This is a genomic window from Amycolatopsis sp. NPDC051372, assembly GCF_040682095.1.
GTDB lineage: Bacteria > Actinomycetota > Actinomycetes > Mycobacteriales > Pseudonocardiaceae > Amycolatopsis.
In genome coordinates this window covers 1-15,457 of the sequence record NZ_JBFBAF010000068.1, presented here as the reverse complement: position 1 = coordinate 15,457, position 15,457 = coordinate 1, and the positions used below count along the sequence as shown (strand labels likewise).

Here is a 15,457-nt window from a genome sequence, read left to right as displayed (position 1 = left end):
CACGGTGAAGCCCCGGTCACCGTTGTGGTGACCGGGGCTTCACCGTGTCAGCGCGGTCAGCGGTCGCGCCACGCCAGCGGGGACAGTGTGGCTGCGGCCTCGGCGATACGGCGGGCGGTCTCGGTCGCGAGGCCCTTGCGGGCGGAGTCGATCCAGCCGGCGACGCGCTCGACGCCGATGTCGCGGTACTCGACGGCTTGGAGAAGCATTTCGAGCTTGTCGGCGTCCTTGGCGCACTTCGCCTCGAGGGTCTGCCGGGTCTCGTACTCGTCCACCGCGGTCCGGACCATGGTGCGGGAGGCGTCCGGCAGGGAGGCTGTCTGGTCGGCGGTGATCTCGCGAGGGTCGGGCTTGCTCAGGTATTTGGCCGCGGTGTGCGGGATGTCTCCGGTGCGGGTCTCCTGCGTGTCGTGCCAGAGCGCGAGGAACGCGGCCCGCTCCGGGTTCGCGCCCTCTTCCGCCGCGAGCAGCGCCGCGATCTGTGCCGCGCGCATGCTGTGTTCCGCGACCGACTCGGGGTCGCGGACGCCGACGTGCCACCACCCCGTGCGGCGGATGCGCTTGAGCAACCCGAGCTCGTAGCCGAACGCGGCGAGTGCGGTGGGCTCGTCTGGCATGAGGTGTTCTCCCTATCGGTCGGCGAGACGCAGAGCGTAGTGAAGGCCGGCGACCTGGTCGCGTCCGTCGCGCGTGAGCACGTCGGCGGACGTGAGCACCTCTAGCGCCTCCGACAGTGCGTCGCGGGCGGCGGAGCGTTCGGTCAGTAGAGCGGGGCGGCTGGCCACGAGCGTGTGCACGGTGTGCAGGTTGAGCGGCAGGTGAGGCGAGGTCGGGTCAAGGCGACTCACCAGGTGGTGGAACAGCCGCACGCCGGCCCAGGCCCTGGTGTCGTCCGCGGCCATGAAGGCGTCGTCGGTCTGGTCGTCGTGGAGCTCGCCGATCCAGTGCGCCCAGTAGTTGAGGTTCGCGAGCTCGGCGCGCGAACCGGTGGTGCGCGTGACGAAGTCGTGCAGGTGGGAGCTGTCGCCGGTTGAGGCGAGCGCGACGGACGCCGAGCGGGCCTCGAGCAGGCTGGTCACGTCGCCCTCGGCGATCGGGCGACGGCCGGCGCTTGCCCATTCACCGCGCAGCCACTCGGCCACCTGGCCGCGCTGGTCGAAGCCGAGCAGATACACCGCTTGTCGACGCAGTAGCGCCGCGTCGGTGTGCACGCCGCGTTCGGCGACGGTCATCAGGTGGTCGAAGAACCGGGTCCGCTCGGCGGCGCCCATCGTGGGCCCGGGCGCGACCGGTCCGCGGCGTGGCACCTTCGCCGTGAACACAGCCAGCTCCTGCGGCAGGTGCCCGGTGAAGGGCCACGTGATCAGGTTCGTGAGCGTCTTGCGGTGCACGCTCGCGGCCAGCGGATGCACGTCGGGGTCAACCCACGCGTCGCCGGCGGCGATGCCGGTCGACAGAACGAGATCGGCCTCGACGGCGGCGCGCAGGTGCCGGCCAGTGGACGGGTGCGCGCCCAGTCGGGGTAGCCGCGCGGACAACCGGACGAAGTCCCCCGCTGGCATCGCGGACAGTGGCCGCCGCCCGGACTCCCACCCTTGGACGGTGCTCCCGTCCACCGCGAGACGTTCGGCGAGCCGCTCTTGCGTCAGCCCCGCGGACTGGCGTGCGAGCTTGAGGACGTAGCCGGTCACGATGCCCGTTGAACGGGAACCCTGACTGCCAGTCAGCGTTGTCGGTGCTCCGCTCACGGTCGCTCCAGGTCTGGACGATTCCGGCCGAACCGTACCCGTACTCACGGTCCGTTCTACCTACTCACCTGTGATCGTAGCGTCACTCCACGGGGTTTCGGGATGGCTCTGAGCAGCCAGAACACGACAGGAGTGACCGGTCATGGCAGTGCGGATCATCGAAAGACCAGCGCCGACACCGGCCCTCCGAGCGGCGGACTTCGCGTTGCGGGTGCACGCCGACCCAATGGACGCGAACCGGCGCACCTCGCACCTGTACGCGAAGCGCGAGCTCGCCGATAACACGGTGGACCTGCTGGTCCCGTGGTGCCAGTACGACCCGATCTACCCCGAGCGGCACGCGCGCATCGACATCGAACTGTCCGGCTTCGCCAACGCCGACTGGTGCGTGGGCTGCTGGTACCGGGGGCGTCCCTGATGGGCTGGTGGATCCGCGATGACGGCGACGAGGTCGACACCGATCCGGACACGGGCGCCGTGATCGACGACGAGTAATCGCCGATCCGCCCAAATACACCTCCTGATCTCCCGGCTGCCGCGTTCTGCATCCCGACCCGGCGCGGCGGCCGGGTCCCAACTCTGGCCACTGTCATCTCTGCATCCCCTCGGCAGCGGTCAGGGAACGGGCTTGGCCGGGACGCCGCATCCCCGTGAGGCACCCGGCCAAGCCCCAACCTCGAAGAAGCAACGGAACACGGAGAGTGAGCTAACATGCCCAGCACATGCCCCGACTGCCACGGCTCCGGTCTCGGCAAGGACCGGAAGGCGTGTCCGACGTGCGGAGGGATCGGAGAGGTCTATGGATACGTGCGGTCTGTGCTCCGGGACTGGCTTGCTCACATGGCAGCAACCGTGCGCTGACCTCACCGAGCTGCGCACGATCGAAATGCCGTGCCCCAACGGGTGCGGCGGCGAATGGCACCACCCGGCCGCCGAGAACGACCGCGTCGTGGAAACACCTGACCCGCGCCTGACGCGCGTCCGCGGCCACGCCGACGAGTGCCAGGAGATCGGCGCCGATTTCATCAGCGGCGTGCTGCGCGCGAAGGGCTTCATCAAGTAGCACAGCTGCAGCCCCCGCTGCCTGCGTTCTGCAGGTCGCGGGGGCCTTTTCGTGCCATCAGTCAAGCTCGGTTAGCCAGCCCTCCCGACGGGTCAGCCGCAACTTGCGCTGGTCGTCGGTCTCGTGCTCGATGTGACCGGCCACGCGGCCGTCCGGACCCGGGAGCAGCTTGGGGCCGAGCTTCCACGCCCCGTTTCCGCTGTCGGCCATGATGTCCCACGCGTCGAGGTCGTCGTGCGCCGCGAGCCACGCCTCCCCGCGGTCTCGCATCAACCAACCTCGCACCTCGCCGGTTTCCTTGTGGACGGCGCGGATGGGGCCGGCGTAGGGGCGATCGGACACGGCAGCTCCTCCGCGGGGGGACGTGGTGTCCGACGGGTTGGAACTTCCCCTTCCACCCGCCGGACCCAAGCCACGCTAGAACACGTGTTCGAAACACGCAAGCGTGACCCCTCGGCGTTTCGCGCCGACGGCGCGCGCCATCTGGCACCGTGGTGATCCAGCGGGCCCGGCGGCCTCCCCAGGCAACAGCGCCGGGCCCGCGCCGCACGCTGTGTGCTGTAACGGGCTTCTTGATCAACGCGAGTACAGAGAGCACATTCAGCGACACACCGGGGAGAACGCTTTGTCACCGAGAATGTTTACCGGCATCGTTGCTGCGGTCGTCGCTGTCGTCGGGCTGATCCTGCTCAGCATTAACGTGAATGCCACTACCGAGGCGGGCGGGACGGTCGCGTGCGGTACCGGCTTCAAGACAGACACGTCGCAGGCCGCGCACGATACCCAGGTCGACGCGCTCGCAAACGCAATAGCGCTCGACCACGGCCAGTACGGTCTCGTCCACGTGTCCGACTCCGACGGTTACGTGGCCGCCTGTGACAGCGCGCTCTCTACGCACCGCGGGGTCGGTTTCCCCCTGTTGGGCGTCGGCGTGATCGCGCTGATCGGTTCGGTGGTCGTGCGCCGCATTCCGACTTCGGCCACCCCGACGCAGCAGCTGCAGACGCCACAGCCTGAGCACGCGATAACGCTCCTGCGCTCGAACGGCACGCCCGATGACGAAGAGACCGTCGTGGCCCAGGTGATCGATTCGGTCTCGGCGGTGGAGGCGCAGCATCGTCCCTTCCTCACGACCGCTGAGGCCGGCGTGCTGATGCTGCTCATTCTCTTCGCGGGTGTCTTGCTCGGAGCGTTCGTCCTGCCGAACTTCGGCCTCATCGGCGCCGTGCTCGCTTCCCTCGTGTACATCATCGTGCTCGGAATGACGATCTACCTTCTGGTGCGCGCAGTTCGGGAAGCCCGGAATCAGCCTGCTGCAATCGCCTCAGCCTGACGACACGAAAAAGCCCCCGCGCTCGACCGCCACGAAGGCGGGAGCGCGGGGGCTTTTTCGCGGCTCGGCACAAGCGCCGAGCACGCTAAATCCTTGTGGGCTACGGCGCGGTGGTCGACTCGTAAGTCGATCCGGTCTGGGACTGCATGTAGTACGTGGCCCCTCCGTCGTGGGACCAGGCGTCGGGGTCGCGCTTGGACTGCCAGAGCTCGCGCTCGCCGGAGATGGACGAGCGGTCGATCCACTGGTCCGGCTCGCTGGTGAGCGGGCTCAGCGGCTTGAACTGCAGCAGCGTCTGCACCTTGAGCAGGATTTCTGCGCGCTCGTCGGGGTCGGTGTAGTCGGCGAAGGTGCCTACGATCGTGGTGATGTTGGTGGCGTCGGTGCCGGTGATGCCCTGGTACGCGAGTTCCGCGATCGCGAAGTCGCCGAGTGCTGTCACGAGGTGGTCCTCCTGGTCAGGTGATGCGGAGTTTCCCGGTGGCCGCGACGGGGCGCTCCGGGTTGTCGGGGGTGCGGTGCCACACCTCGTAGTCGCCGCGCTCGAGCACGCGGGCGTTGCCGCCGAATGGGCCGACGAGCAGCCCGACGACGCCGGACCGCAGGTGCGCGGCCGCCGCCCAGTCGCCCTCGAGGGGATCGCCCTGCGCAACGGGGACGATCGCGAGCTCGACGAGCAGGCTGTCGACGTCGACCGAGGTGCCGTCGGGGGTGGTGGCGTTGATCAGGACCTCGACGTATTCGGTCGAGAGGGCGGACTGCTCTTTCATCGCGCCTCCTGGGCGGTCCAGCGGGACGGGAGCAGCGCCGCGCGGTAGCGGCTGGGCAACACGGTCGCGGTGACCGTGATGTCGCGCGGCACGGCGGGCGCTGTGCCGGTGGCGGTGTCCGGCAGGCACGCCACTCGGAGCACGCCGACAACGTCGGCCACGAGGCCGGCCTGCGCGAGGACTTCCGGGAGCGGCGCGACCTGGAGCGCGCCCGCCCGATCCGGTGGCGAGATACCCACGCTCAAGATCTCAGGCAGCGCGGACACCCGCAGGTGGCCGATAACGTCGAGGAGGACGAGGTTTCCGGTTGGCCGCTCAGGCAGTGCAGCGACGCGCAGGGCCGCCGCGACGTCCGTTGTCGCTTGCCCAGTGGACACCGATTCCGGCAGCGCGGCGACGCGCGCGTAGCCGACCGGATCGGGCTGGGCTATGCCGATCGCGGCCGTTTCCGGCAGTGCGGTGGCGCGCGAGACACCGGCGGCGTCCTGCCGTGCGATGCCCACGCGCGGCGTCTCCGGCTGGCCATAGGTCCGCAGGCTGGCGCTTGTGTCGGCGACCGAGGTGCCGATCGGCGGGTCGGCTTCGGTGGTGCCGGCGGCCGTGCCCGCGGTGAGAGTGCGGCTGTTGCCGGAGATGTCGGACAGGTCGGCGCCGGTGGCGAGCGGGTGGTCGACGTAGCTGCCAGCCTTCACCGCTGCCGCGAGAGAGTCGCGCTCGGCGGCGAGCTCGGTCGGCGTGAGCGTGGTGGCCCACTGCCGGACGCAGCGGCCTCGGCCGTTGAACCACTCGGATGCGTCCGACGACGAGCGGCCGCCGATGCTGTAGCCGTCCGGGGCGGACCCGCCGGACGAGGTGCCGCTCGCGCTGTGCATCGTGCCGCCAGGCGTGCACGTGTAGATCGTCGCGGTGGTGCCGGACTGGACGACCGCGATGAAGAGCCAGCTGCCGACGGTGAACGGGTCGACGCCGGCCACGCCGGCCGTGTTCCCGGGGGTGAACACCGCGGGCGTGGTGCCGTCGGTCTTCGTGGCCAACGTCAGCCGCGTCGTGCTGCCCGATGCCGCGTGGCTGCGGAACATCGTGGAGAAGTCGTTCCGGTCGGCCGAGAGATACCACCAGCCGCAGAGCGTCCAGCCGCCCGCGGCTTGCGGGTCGGGCGCGCCGCCGGACCGGCTGACCCGTGAGTCGCCGGTGCCGTCGGCGCCGAATCGGAACGACATCTACCCCGCCTTCCCAGCTATGGCAGGCCGATGAGGAAGGCGCCCTGCGAGTCGAGCGCCGAGGAGAACGGGCCGGACCCGCCTGTCTGGTTGGACCCGAAGTCGGTGAGCGACACCAGCGGGCGGGTCGCGTCCGTGGCCGGCGTGTGGTCGTGCACGACGAGGTACCGGAACGGGCCCGCGGTGAACGGGGCCGGCCAGGTGGGGTCGTCCCAGTCGATCGCGAGCACGGCGGCGCCGAAGCACTCCCACGTGACGGTGCCGTCGGTGACGGTCTGCCCGACGACGGTGGGCCAGGTCGGTGCGCTCGCCCCGGAGGTGCCGGCGGTGACCGCGCGGTACACGAACCCGTTCCCGACGGAGGGACGCACCACCTTGCCGACGGTGTAGGACGTCGACACGGCGGCGACAGTGGCCCAGGAGTTCGCCGCGGTGACGGTCACGGCGACACCGGTGAGCGCGACACCGCCGGCCGTGTAGCCGCCGCCGGTGGCGAGCTCGTTGGTCAGGTCGTCGACGTAGTCGTGCGCGGTGAGGTCAGGCGTGTAGCTCGAGGTGTGGAGGGTCGCTCGCAGCGTGTCGCTGTCGAGGTCGATCTCCTTGTTGAGCACCTTCTTCAGGAACTGCCGGTACGGGGTAGCCACGGGTCAGCTCTCCTTCGGCGCGTCGGGCGCGGGCGGCACGACGGTGATGACGGGGACGCCGTCGGGGCCGAGCTTCGCGAGCGGGATCACCTTGCGGCGCGCGAGGATCGTGGACGCGACCGAGATCGCGAACCCAACGGTCGAGACGGCGATGTTGACCGTGGCGTCGGGGATGACGACCCACCCGGTGGCGACGATCGCGACGAGCACGGCGCGCACGCCCTCGGCGATGGCGACGGGTTCGGTGGTACCGGTCTTGGCCGGCGCAGGGGTGGTCACTGCGCAGCCTCGGCGTTCGCGCCGGTGATCTCGACGGTGCCGGTGATGTTGATGTGCTCGGCCACGGCATCGGTGACAATCTTCGCGACAGCGTCCGGGGTGAGCGTGTTGTCCTTGGACAGCGCCGCGACGGCGGCAGTCAGGCCGGACACCTGGGCGGTGAGCGCGGTGAGCTGATCGTGGAGCATAGCCAGGACGTTGCTGGCGTTGGGGGTGCCGGTCACCTTTCCGCTGGCGTCCTTGATCGTCCAGAGCGCGTTGTACCAGACCTTCGTGTAGATCTCGTCCAAGCTGGGCATGTCGTCCTCCACGGTCGCAGTGAGGTGGTTGCTGGTGTAGCTCTCGTCCAGGTCGACCCCGCCCGCGCTGATGCCCGGGATGGAACCGCTGGAGCTGTACTGGTGGATGTCGTAACGGCCGGCCGCCGCGTCGGGCTTGGCGCCGTAGCGGGCGATCCAGATCACCAGGCCGGGAACACCCCAGGTGTCCGGGCGAAGCTTTTTCGCGAGCGCGTTGTTCAGGTACACGCCCGGCCGGAAGCCTGCCGCGGCGACGCGGTTGAGGAACCGCACCGCGAACGCACGCTTCTGGCTGTCGGGGATGTTCGGCAGCTTCGAGCCCGCCGGGTTGTCCTCGAGGTCGAGCATCGGGGCGCAGCCGTCTGCGCCGAGCCGCCGCACCTCGCCGAGCAGGATGTCGGCCTGCGCCTCAGGAGCGGGACTGGCCTGGACGAAGTGGTAGCCCCCGACGGGGATGCCGACGGACTTCGCGCCGCGCACCTCGGCGTCGCCACGGCCGCCGGCAGGCATGCCGCCGCCGTCGGACAGCTTCACGTACACGAAGGTGACGCCGTCTTGCTTGACGGCGGGCCAGTTCGTGACGGTCTGGAACTTGCGGTAGATGTCGATGCCGAGCGCCATGCTCAACCTCCGGTCGGGGTCGGGGTGGGTGTGTCGGGCGGTGGGCTGTTGGTGGCCGGATAGGTGGCGACGACGCACTGCCAGGTGTCGGCCGCGCCTCCGTCTGCGAGCTGGACGCGGATCTGCGCGAAGCTGCCGCCGTTGGGGCAGAGGGCGTCGGGGTGGTCGTGCAGGTAGGCGACGAACGCGGCTTGGATCTCCTCGACGGTCGGTGGGTCGCCCTTGTCTCCCTTGTCGCCCTTCTCCCCCTGCGCGCCCGGCTGGCCGGCCTCGCCCTGCAGGCCCTGCGGTCCGGCCGGCGGAGGGTTCGTCGCGAAGTAGGCGGCGAGCGAGCCGAAGATCTGCATCGGCGTCGGCCCGGCCGGGGTGATCGGGTTCGCCGCGAAGTACTGCGCGATGCCGCCGCCGAGGTCGGAGAAGGTGACGTACCGGCCCGACAGTGACGCGAGGACCCGCGCGGCCGCGGACTGCACGATCACGTCGGAATCGGGTGCGCTGCCCGGGTTCGGGATCGGCACGGTCGGCTGGCCGCGTGCCTGCAGCTCGGTGTTCGCCTTCTCTCCGGCGGCCTTCGCGGTATCGGCCTGCTGCCGCAACGAGGTGATCGCGGATTCGCTTACGGCCTGCCGCACGTACAGATTCGCGACCGACCAGCCACCGAGGAGGACGATCAGCACAACGATCACGGAGACGGCCACGATGATGCGGGGCCAGAACTTCCGCAGCTCGGTCTTCACCTCGGCGCGCGCAGCACGACGCGCCTCCCTGGGAGCCGCGTCGGCGAGCTCGTGCACGCCGTCCCGAACCTGTCCGAGAGCGTCCTCAGTTCGGTGATCGTCCACGGATTTCCCCGTCCCACGTCGGATCCAGCCGGTACACCAGCCCTTTCAGGGCCGCGTTTTCCTGCACGAGTTTCGTGTTGGCCTTGAGCAGACGGCGGTTGTCGTCCTGCGCTTCGTCTCGCTCGCGCCGGGCATCCGCCATCGCATCACTGACCAGATCGAGCGCTTGATCCGTGCGCTGCACCACCGGCGCCGCCGGCAGCGCGGCGGGCTCGTCGGGCTTCGCGGGTGCTTTTCCGCGCCGGAGCTTGATTCGCTCCAGCAGGATCGGCGAGTACGCGGTGATCAGGACACCGATCAGGGTGAGGACCCCGAGGAGGATCGCCAGCCAGGGCGGTCCCGCAGTCGGATCGACCTCGTTGGCAGCGAGCAGCACGTGACCCCCTCGTACTCGGCATCACCTCGATCTGTCGCCACCGCGCGGGCGAACCGGAGACACAGCGCCCGGGCCGGAGCCCGCCGGCTGGTTCACGCAGGTGTGCCGAGCACGATCCAGGCACCGCGCCGGCTGGCGTCGATGTCGACGACGTCGCCGACCGTCGGCGTGTAGTGCGCGTACCGCGGAAGGGTCATCACGCTGCCGTCCACGTCCACGTCGACCTTCGTGCCGACGATCGCGGTCACCTTGCCTTGCTTCTTCTGTGCGGCGAACAACTCCTCGAGCCGCTGCCACAGGACGTCGACCATGCCCATCAGGCGTCCCCCTCACGATTCGGCGGGCAGCACGATGTCGGACCGCGTCGAGCAGGTCAGTGACCCGCTGGCGGTGAGTGGGATCGTGACCTTGTCGAGGATGTGGTTCGCGCGACCCAAGTCGTCGTCGTCGAACTCGGTGACGTCGCCGGCGTCGAGCGCGGGATTGACGATCAGGCTGAAGTCCACTTTGCATGATCGGCCCTGGCTCCTGGACAGGAACGTCCGCCCTGTGGCGGTTGCCTGCCCGGAGGAGTCGATTAGCGGCGAGCTGTAGTAGCGGGTCTTCTTCCCGAACGGGCCGTTGATGTAGGTCGGGCTATTCGGGTCGTCGTCCTCGACGACCGCGCGCACGGGGTCGGTGCCGTCGGAGCGCTGGCCGGTGATGACCCAGCGGTTCCAGACGTCGTCGCGGTTCCATTCCTCGTCGGTCGTGAGGACGTTCCCGGCGCGTCCGGTCCGGGCGTACCACACTGGTGCGTCGGCGAGCGTCGGCTGCGGCCGGATGATCGCCTGCCCGATCTGGTCGAAGAAGCACTCGGCGCCGATGGCGTCGGCGAGTTTCTCGACGCCGTCGGACCACCGCTCCTTCTCGATGTCCATCACCGGGGCCACCGTCGTGTCGCCGGTCAGGTCGATCACCGGGTAGTCGAGGCCGAGGGATTCGCGGATTAGGCGCGTGATCTCGGCGACGTTCGTGGCGCCAGCGAGGGTCTGCGTCGGGGCGTCGAACCGGTCCTCAGCGACCCGCTGTGACGGGTCGACGAGGCTGAGGTTCACCGAGCTCTTGCTGTCGGCCGAGCGGCTGCGCTTGGTCTTGTCGAGTGCGAACACACCGAGCGGCACCCACTCCGGCTCGGGAAGTTCGGGGATCACGATGCCGCGCCACAGTGCGCACGTCGATCCGAACGGGGTGAGCAGGTCCCTCGGGTCCGTGGGCCACAGAGTCGGGTCGGTGACGAGTGTCGCCGTGCGCCGAACCTGGCTTCCGGAGTCGACGTCGACCTGCCCGTCGAGGACCGGAACCGTACGGGTGCCGAAGAACGGGCTCTGCACGACGGCCTTCACGTCCATGGTGTGGCTCGCACCGAGGACGTCCCTGGCCCGATCACTCAGATCCCACACCGCGACCGCCTTTCACACCGCGGGCGCAGCGACCTGCACCCACGGGGAGCTGATCTTCAGCCACTTCTGCCAGTCCGCCGCGCCGTCGGGATCCTCGTTCGCATCCGAAAGCGAGAGCCAGATCCCGGGCCCGTAGTTGTGATCCGCGGGCGCACGGAGGAACAGCGGCTGGTTGTCGTCGAGCATCTCCCACAGGTCCGCGGTCGACTGCTCGTCGAACGTCCACAGCTGAATTTCCTCGGTGGACACCCATCCGGACCGGCGCCGCTGCGACACGGTGATCGCGAGCGGATCGTCGATCGCCTGAAACACGCCCTGGCCGGCCTTCTTCCCTCTCAGGGGACGCTTCGCGCAGAAGATCTGCATGGGCTGGTCCGGACGTTTGGGGTGGGTGAGCCACACTCGGTCCAGCGACGGCAGCGTCGCGGCGTCCGACGTCATCGATCCGCCCTTGCGGGACGGGTTCACCAGCACGTACCGCACGAGCTCGTCGACGGGGCACTCGCCGTCGTCGATGACGCACAGCGGCGCCAGCGCCGACGCCGACAGGTCCGTGACGCCGAGCCACGTCGCGCCGTAGGTCGCGCCGTCGAAGTACGAGCCGTCGCTCGACCCGCGCTCGATGGTGACGCCGTCGAGGCTCACCGAGCCACCCGCCGGGAGGCCGGACGCGACGACCTTGACCGTCGCGGACACGCCTGCCGGCGGCGTGCTCAGGTGCACGATCTGCCGCGCGAACTGCCCGATCGAGCGGTTGATGTCGTTGCCGGTCAACCCGGTGGCCGACGTCGTGAGCGTGTTGCCGGACGAGTCGACCCACTGCGCCTGCACCGCGAACGCCGACGCGGCCGACGACAGCTTCAGGTCGAACGCCACGGTGAGGTCGATGCCGGAAGAAACGTCCGTCGGCAGGACGACGCCGCACGAGCCGGCGGCCGCGATGGTCGCCTTGAGGTATGAGCTGCCCTCGGTGGCCGTGCCGTCGGACACCTGCGTGAGCGTCGGTGTGCCGAGGTCTGGCAGCGTGCCGTTGAGGCCCGCCTCGAACGACGGGTTCTGGCAGGCGTTGCGCCGTGTGTCGCCGGGCACCGGGACCGGGCTTCCGCCGCGCACCGGTTCCAGCGTGCCGTCGCGGCGCAGCCGCACGAGGCTCAGGAAGTCGGCGTCGGGCCACCAGGCGGTGACCTCCATGACGCCGCGCTCCGGCACGGGCCGGATGCTGATGCCGCCGCCCGGGTAGGCAGTCGGCGACATCCGGCCGGCCCACCCGCGAATCCCGAACGCGAGCGTGCGGCCGGGCGTGTAGATCCAGTGCGGCGTGCCGCCGGGAATGGGCGGCGGCAGCGTCTGCTGACCGGGTGGCGCCGCCGCGCCGCTGCCCCGGGCGGCGAACGCGGTACGCGCCCATGCTCCCTCAGCCCAGGGCATCGGCTAGTACCCGATCGCAGCGAGCAGCATGCTGACGCCGTTCTGCTGTGCCCGCACGTTCGAGCCGTTGAACACGCACAGCGTCACCGACGCCGCCGTGACGGACTGGATGACGTAAGGGCCGACGTGGCTGTAGTCGACCGAGACTGGCCACGCCATCAGGCACGCATTCGGGAACGGCGTCTTGAAGTTGATCGTCGCGACACCGGTAGCACCCGTGTTGAACGCGGGCACGTACTGGCAGCGCATCAACAGCACCGCGCCATCCGGCACGGCCACACCGGTCATGCCGGGCCCGACGTCACTGGCGAACGCGACGCCGGCCTCCGGTGCCCACGCGTTATTCACGCGGACGACGGAGTCCTTCTTGTCGCCGCGGTTCACGCGGGTACCGATGGCCGCATCCGACGGCAGGGTGCCTGCCGCCCGTGCCAGCAAGACGTCGTAAGAGGTCGGCGCCGCCTCGACACGAGTGCCCGCCCCCCAAGCCAGCGCGGTCGTGCCTTCCTTGCCGCGCACCACCGTGACCGTGTTCGAGCTGGACGCGTGGGCCGTGACCCACACAACCTCGTAGACGCCGAGGGTGTCGTCGTGCAGCACCAGCGGAAGGTACTTACCGTTGGTGCCGTAATCGGTGTCGAGGCCGACGAAGTCGACACTCTGCATCGTGGTGCTCGACGACGTCGCGGCGCTCAGGAGCGCCGTCGAGAAGTAGTCGCGTGTGGCGCGCTGCTCGAAAGCCACCGGTCCTCCTATGGTCTGCGGCCGCGGCTGAACGCGGCACCGGAATCGTGGTCTGCTAACTGGATCCGCGCATCGACGAGCGGCACCAGTGCCCCGCCGATGTCGAGTGATCCTGTGATCTGGAAGGGCCCACCGAACGACGACGTCACCGAAAGCGGCACCTGCCCGCTCTGGGCAATACCGCCGGTCGCGTACCGCCGCAGCAGGTCGAATCCCATCCGCCGAGCGGTCTCCTCGAGGAGGGCGAGAGAACGGTTCGAGCGGTTGATCGGGATGTACGCCTCGTCGTCGCGGACGCGGTCGCCGATGATCCGCCAGGTGTTCGGCGGAACGATGGATGCGAGTCCACCGCGCATCGGACGCGGCTCAATCCCACCGCCGGCGAACGCCTTCATAATGCCGCCGGCGGCCAGACCCGGGATGTTCGTCTTGCCGCCGGCGCCGACCGGCACGCCCTGCGAGTTGTACTTGATGGTGACCACCGACGTGCGATTCCGGGCGACGTCGTTGATGTACGCCTCGGCCGCCGGCCCACCACTAGTGGTGACCCGGATGGTCCCGTCCGGAAGGTGCTCGACCTTGAAGCCCAGCGCCTCCAGCTTCGTGATCGCGTCCTGCGTCAACGCCTGGGTGATGACGGTCTTCGAGTCCGGAACCGAGATCACCTTGCCGCGCAGGATGTCCGCCGCGGCCTGCGCCGCCGGCATCCCCGGCTGCGTCACCTGAGTAGCGACCAGCGACGGCACCAGGCCGTACTGAGTGGCCAGCGCGCCGGCCTGTTCCTTCGTCAGTCCGAACTGGACTGCCGCGTCGATAAACGCCTGACGGGTCGTGTACGCCGAATCGGCGACCTTCCCGAACGAGGTGGTCAGGTCGTCGCCGGCTTCACGCGATGCTTCGAACGTCGACGTCGCGAGCGTCGCGGCCTGGCTTGACAGGTCGTTCAGTGTGGACTGCAGCGTGCGCCCGTTGGCGCTCGTGGTGAGCAGCTTCCCCGACGAGTCGAGCAGCGCGGCACCGTAGCCCTGGGTCTTGTCGATGCCCTGCGAGATCGTTGCGTTCAGCCGAGCGATGGTGTCGTCCACAGCAGCCTGCGCGTTCGCGACGCCGATCGTGCCACCGGACAAGGTGTCGAACGCCTGCTTCAGCGCGCGGGCCTTGTCGTCGGCTGATGCGGTGCTGCTGGCGAGCGTGTCGACGGCGTCCGTGAGGCTGGCCGCCGCCGGCTCAGTAATCCGCATCGACGTCGCGAGCTCGCGGTTCTTCTGCGCCGCCTCGCGCGCTTTCGCGCTCTGGTCGTCGAGGGTGTGCAACAGGAGGTCCGCAGTCTGCGCGGTGATGTCCATGACCTGGTTCGAACCGGAGTTCGTCTGCTCGAGTTCGGTGTGGGCCTTGATGATCCCCTGCAGCTTGCCTTTCAGCTGGTCGTAGGAGTTCCCCTGGTTCAGCACGGCGTCGGTGACGCTGTCGACGGAGACGCCGAGCTTGTTGGCCTGGTCGAACGCCTTGGCGTCCTGCAGGTTCTTGGAGACGAGTTCGCGCGTCGCCGTGGTAGCCGCGCCGCTCTGCTTGTCGAGGGACTGCGACAGTTCGTCGACCGCGGACTTGTGCTCGGCGGCCTTCTGCGCGGCGTCCTGCTGATGCCCGGCGAGAAGCGACAGCGCCACACCGGCGCCGGCCAGCGCGATCCCCCACGGCCCTCCCAGCGCCGACACGAGCCCGCTGGCGGCGGTCTTGATGCCGGTTCCTGCGGCCGCCGCTAGGCCCACAGCCGTGCGGAACCGGTCGGCACCCGACGAGGCCGTGACGAAGGAATCGCGGATCGTCGACAGGCCCGACGAGCGCTCGACGACCGTGCCGATCGCCGCGCCCATCGCGCTGATCGGCGCGCCGGTCCCGGCCGCGGCGTCCCGGATCGCGACAGTCTGATCCCGGAAGTTCCGCGCGGCCGCGACCGCCGGGATGGCCGAGGTGTTGAACGCCGCGGTTGCGCCAGCGAGGCGGCCGACGGATTCGCCAGCCTGCTCGGCGATGCCCCGCTGGACGCCGATCTCGTCAGAGAACTGGCGGACCGTGCCGACCGCCCCGGAGAGCCCTGAAACGACCGCCCGCACGGGCGCGGTGATCGTCGACACCGCGCGGCCAAAGATGCCGGTCTTGGCCCCCGCGTCCTCGGCGTCCTTGCCGACGCCGCTCAGCGCACTGCGGAGCCCCGACAGGATGCTCGGGCCGACCTTGAGCGCCAGAAACGCGACCGCAGCGGTCTGGACCGGGCCGGGCAAGTCGGAGAACACGCCCGCGAGGAACTCGACAGCATCGGCAAGCGGCTCGACGACGTTCAGCGCGAGTTTCGCCGCGTCATAGCCAAGCTCGAGCCCCTCGCGGAATGCACCGAGCGGACCGTCGGCTTGCGCCACGCTCGACGCGATGCGACCGACACCGCGCGCGAGCGGCTCGGCGACGTCCACGGCTTCGCGCAGCGTGCCCGTGAACCCCTCGACAGCCGTGATCGCGATGTTGATCCCGTCGTTGACGACGTCCTTCGCGCCGTCTGCTAGCTGTAGTGACCATGGACGTTGTTGACGTGTGAGCGGCGCGTCGGGTTGATCATGACGAAGACCTCGGTGTGTGGTGGTGGTGTCTGACGC

At 69.4% G+C, this 15,457-nt stretch carries 19 protein-coding genes; 3 read left to right on the top strand and 16 right to left on the bottom strand.

What is annotated here, in order from left to right:
* Positions 1-56: 56 nt before the first annotated feature.
* The gene (locus tag AB0M56_RS49525; RefSeq protein ID WP_364190358.1) at positions 57-617 is read right to left on the bottom strand and encodes an HD domain-containing protein; all 561 of its coding nucleotides are present in this window, start codon (positions 615-617) and stop codon (positions 57-59) included.
* A 12-nt stretch (positions 618-629) separates the two neighbouring features.
* Positions 630-1,691: a helix-turn-helix transcriptional regulator gene (locus tag AB0M56_RS49520; protein WP_364190356.1), complete on the bottom strand. Its 1,062-nt coding sequence runs from the start codon at positions 1,689-1,691 to the stop codon at positions 630-632.
* Between the two features lie 199 nt (positions 1,692-1,890).
* Here AB0M56_RS49520 and AB0M56_RS49515 point away from each other — a divergent pair, with 199 nt between their 5' ends.
* Both AB0M56_RS49515 and AB0M56_RS49510 read left to right on the top strand, forming a co-directional pair.
* On the top strand, positions 1,891-2,166 hold the full coding sequence (locus AB0M56_RS49515; RefSeq protein ID WP_364190353.1) for a hypothetical protein: 276 nt from the start codon (positions 1,891-1,893) through the stop codon (positions 2,164-2,166).
* A 414-nt stretch (positions 2,167-2,580) separates the two neighbouring features.
* The gene (locus tag AB0M56_RS49510; protein WP_364190350.1) at positions 2,581-2,811 is read left to right on the top strand and encodes a hypothetical protein; all 231 of its coding nucleotides are present in this window, start codon (positions 2,581-2,583) and stop codon (positions 2,809-2,811) included.
* Positions 2,812-2,868: 57 nt separating this feature from the next.
* Here AB0M56_RS49510 and AB0M56_RS49505 read toward each other — a convergent pair whose 3' ends face one another.
* A complete protein-coding gene (locus tag AB0M56_RS49505; RefSeq protein ID WP_364190348.1) occupies positions 2,869-3,153 on the bottom strand; it encodes a hypothetical protein in 285 nt (94 codons plus the stop codon).
* Between the two features lie 295 nt (positions 3,154-3,448).
* Here AB0M56_RS49505 and AB0M56_RS49500 point away from each other — a divergent pair, with 295 nt between their 5' ends.
* Positions 3,449-4,144 (top strand): hypothetical protein, encoded by a 696-nt coding sequence (locus AB0M56_RS49500; RefSeq protein ID WP_364190346.1) that lies wholly within the window; start codon positions 3,449-3,451, stop codon positions 4,142-4,144.
* A 100-nt stretch (positions 4,145-4,244) separates the two neighbouring features.
* On the opposite strand, the gene AB0M56_RS49495 is transcribed toward AB0M56_RS49500, so the two are convergent.
* The 13 genes from AB0M56_RS49495 to AB0M56_RS49435 form a co-directional block, all read right to left on the bottom strand.
* On the bottom strand, positions 4,245-4,586 hold the full coding sequence (locus AB0M56_RS49495; protein WP_364190343.1) for a hypothetical protein: 342 nt from the start codon (positions 4,584-4,586) through the stop codon (positions 4,245-4,247).
* 16 nt (positions 4,587-4,602) lie between these two features.
* Positions 4,603-4,914, bottom strand: coding sequence for a hypothetical protein (locus tag AB0M56_RS49490; protein WP_364190340.1), 312 nt, complete (start codon positions 4,912-4,914; stop codon positions 4,603-4,605).
* Positions 4,911-6,134 (bottom strand): LamG-like jellyroll fold domain-containing protein, encoded by a 1,224-nt coding sequence (locus AB0M56_RS49485; protein ID WP_364190337.1) that lies wholly within the window; start codon positions 6,132-6,134, stop codon positions 4,911-4,913. Before AB0M56_RS49485 ends, AB0M56_RS49490 begins: the two co-directional genes overlap by 4 nt.
* Before the next feature lie 17 nt (positions 6,135-6,151).
* On the bottom strand, positions 6,152-6,778 hold the full coding sequence (locus tag AB0M56_RS49480) for a hypothetical protein (RefSeq protein ID WP_364190334.1): 627 nt from the start codon (positions 6,776-6,778) through the stop codon (positions 6,152-6,154).
* Between the two features lie 3 nt (positions 6,779-6,781).
* Entirely contained in the window at positions 6,782-7,057 is a 276-nt protein-coding gene (locus AB0M56_RS49475; protein WP_364190331.1) for a hypothetical protein, read from the bottom strand.
* Positions 7,054-7,977 (bottom strand): glycoside hydrolase family 25 protein, encoded by a 924-nt coding sequence (locus tag AB0M56_RS49470; protein WP_364190328.1) that lies wholly within the window; start codon positions 7,975-7,977, stop codon positions 7,054-7,056. Before AB0M56_RS49470 ends, AB0M56_RS49475 begins: the two co-directional genes overlap by 4 nt.
* A gap of 2 nt (positions 7,978-7,979) precedes the next feature.
* Positions 7,980-8,771 carry a hypothetical protein gene (locus AB0M56_RS49465; protein ID WP_364190325.1) on the bottom strand — a complete coding sequence of 264 codons (792 nt, stop codon included), beginning with the start codon at positions 8,769-8,771 and terminating at the stop codon, positions 7,980-7,982.
* A 28-nt stretch (positions 8,772-8,799) separates the two neighbouring features.
* Positions 8,800-9,195, bottom strand: a complete 396-nt coding sequence (locus AB0M56_RS49460) for a hypothetical protein (protein WP_364190323.1) — start codon at positions 9,193-9,195, stop codon at positions 8,800-8,802.
* A gap of 92 nt (positions 9,196-9,287) precedes the next feature.
* Positions 9,288-9,512: a hypothetical protein gene (locus AB0M56_RS49455; RefSeq protein ID WP_364190320.1), complete on the bottom strand. Its 225-nt coding sequence runs from the start codon at positions 9,510-9,512 to the stop codon at positions 9,288-9,290.
* 12 nt (positions 9,513-9,524) lie between these two features.
* Positions 9,525-10,637, bottom strand: coding sequence for a DUF5047 domain-containing protein (locus AB0M56_RS49450; protein WP_364190317.1), 1,113 nt, complete (start codon positions 10,635-10,637; stop codon positions 9,525-9,527).
* A 12-nt stretch (positions 10,638-10,649) separates the two neighbouring features.
* Positions 10,650-12,065: a hypothetical protein gene (locus tag AB0M56_RS49445; RefSeq protein WP_364190315.1), complete on the bottom strand. Its 1,416-nt coding sequence runs from the start codon at positions 12,063-12,065 to the stop codon at positions 10,650-10,652.
* 3 nt (positions 12,066-12,068) lie between these two features.
* Positions 12,069-12,809: a hypothetical protein gene (locus AB0M56_RS49440; RefSeq protein WP_364190312.1), complete on the bottom strand. Its 741-nt coding sequence runs from the start codon at positions 12,807-12,809 to the stop codon at positions 12,069-12,071.
* A gap of 8 nt (positions 12,810-12,817) precedes the next feature.
* The coding region (locus tag AB0M56_RS49435) for a hypothetical protein (protein WP_364190309.1) at positions 12,818-15,457 on the bottom strand (2,640 nt) is incomplete at its 5' end.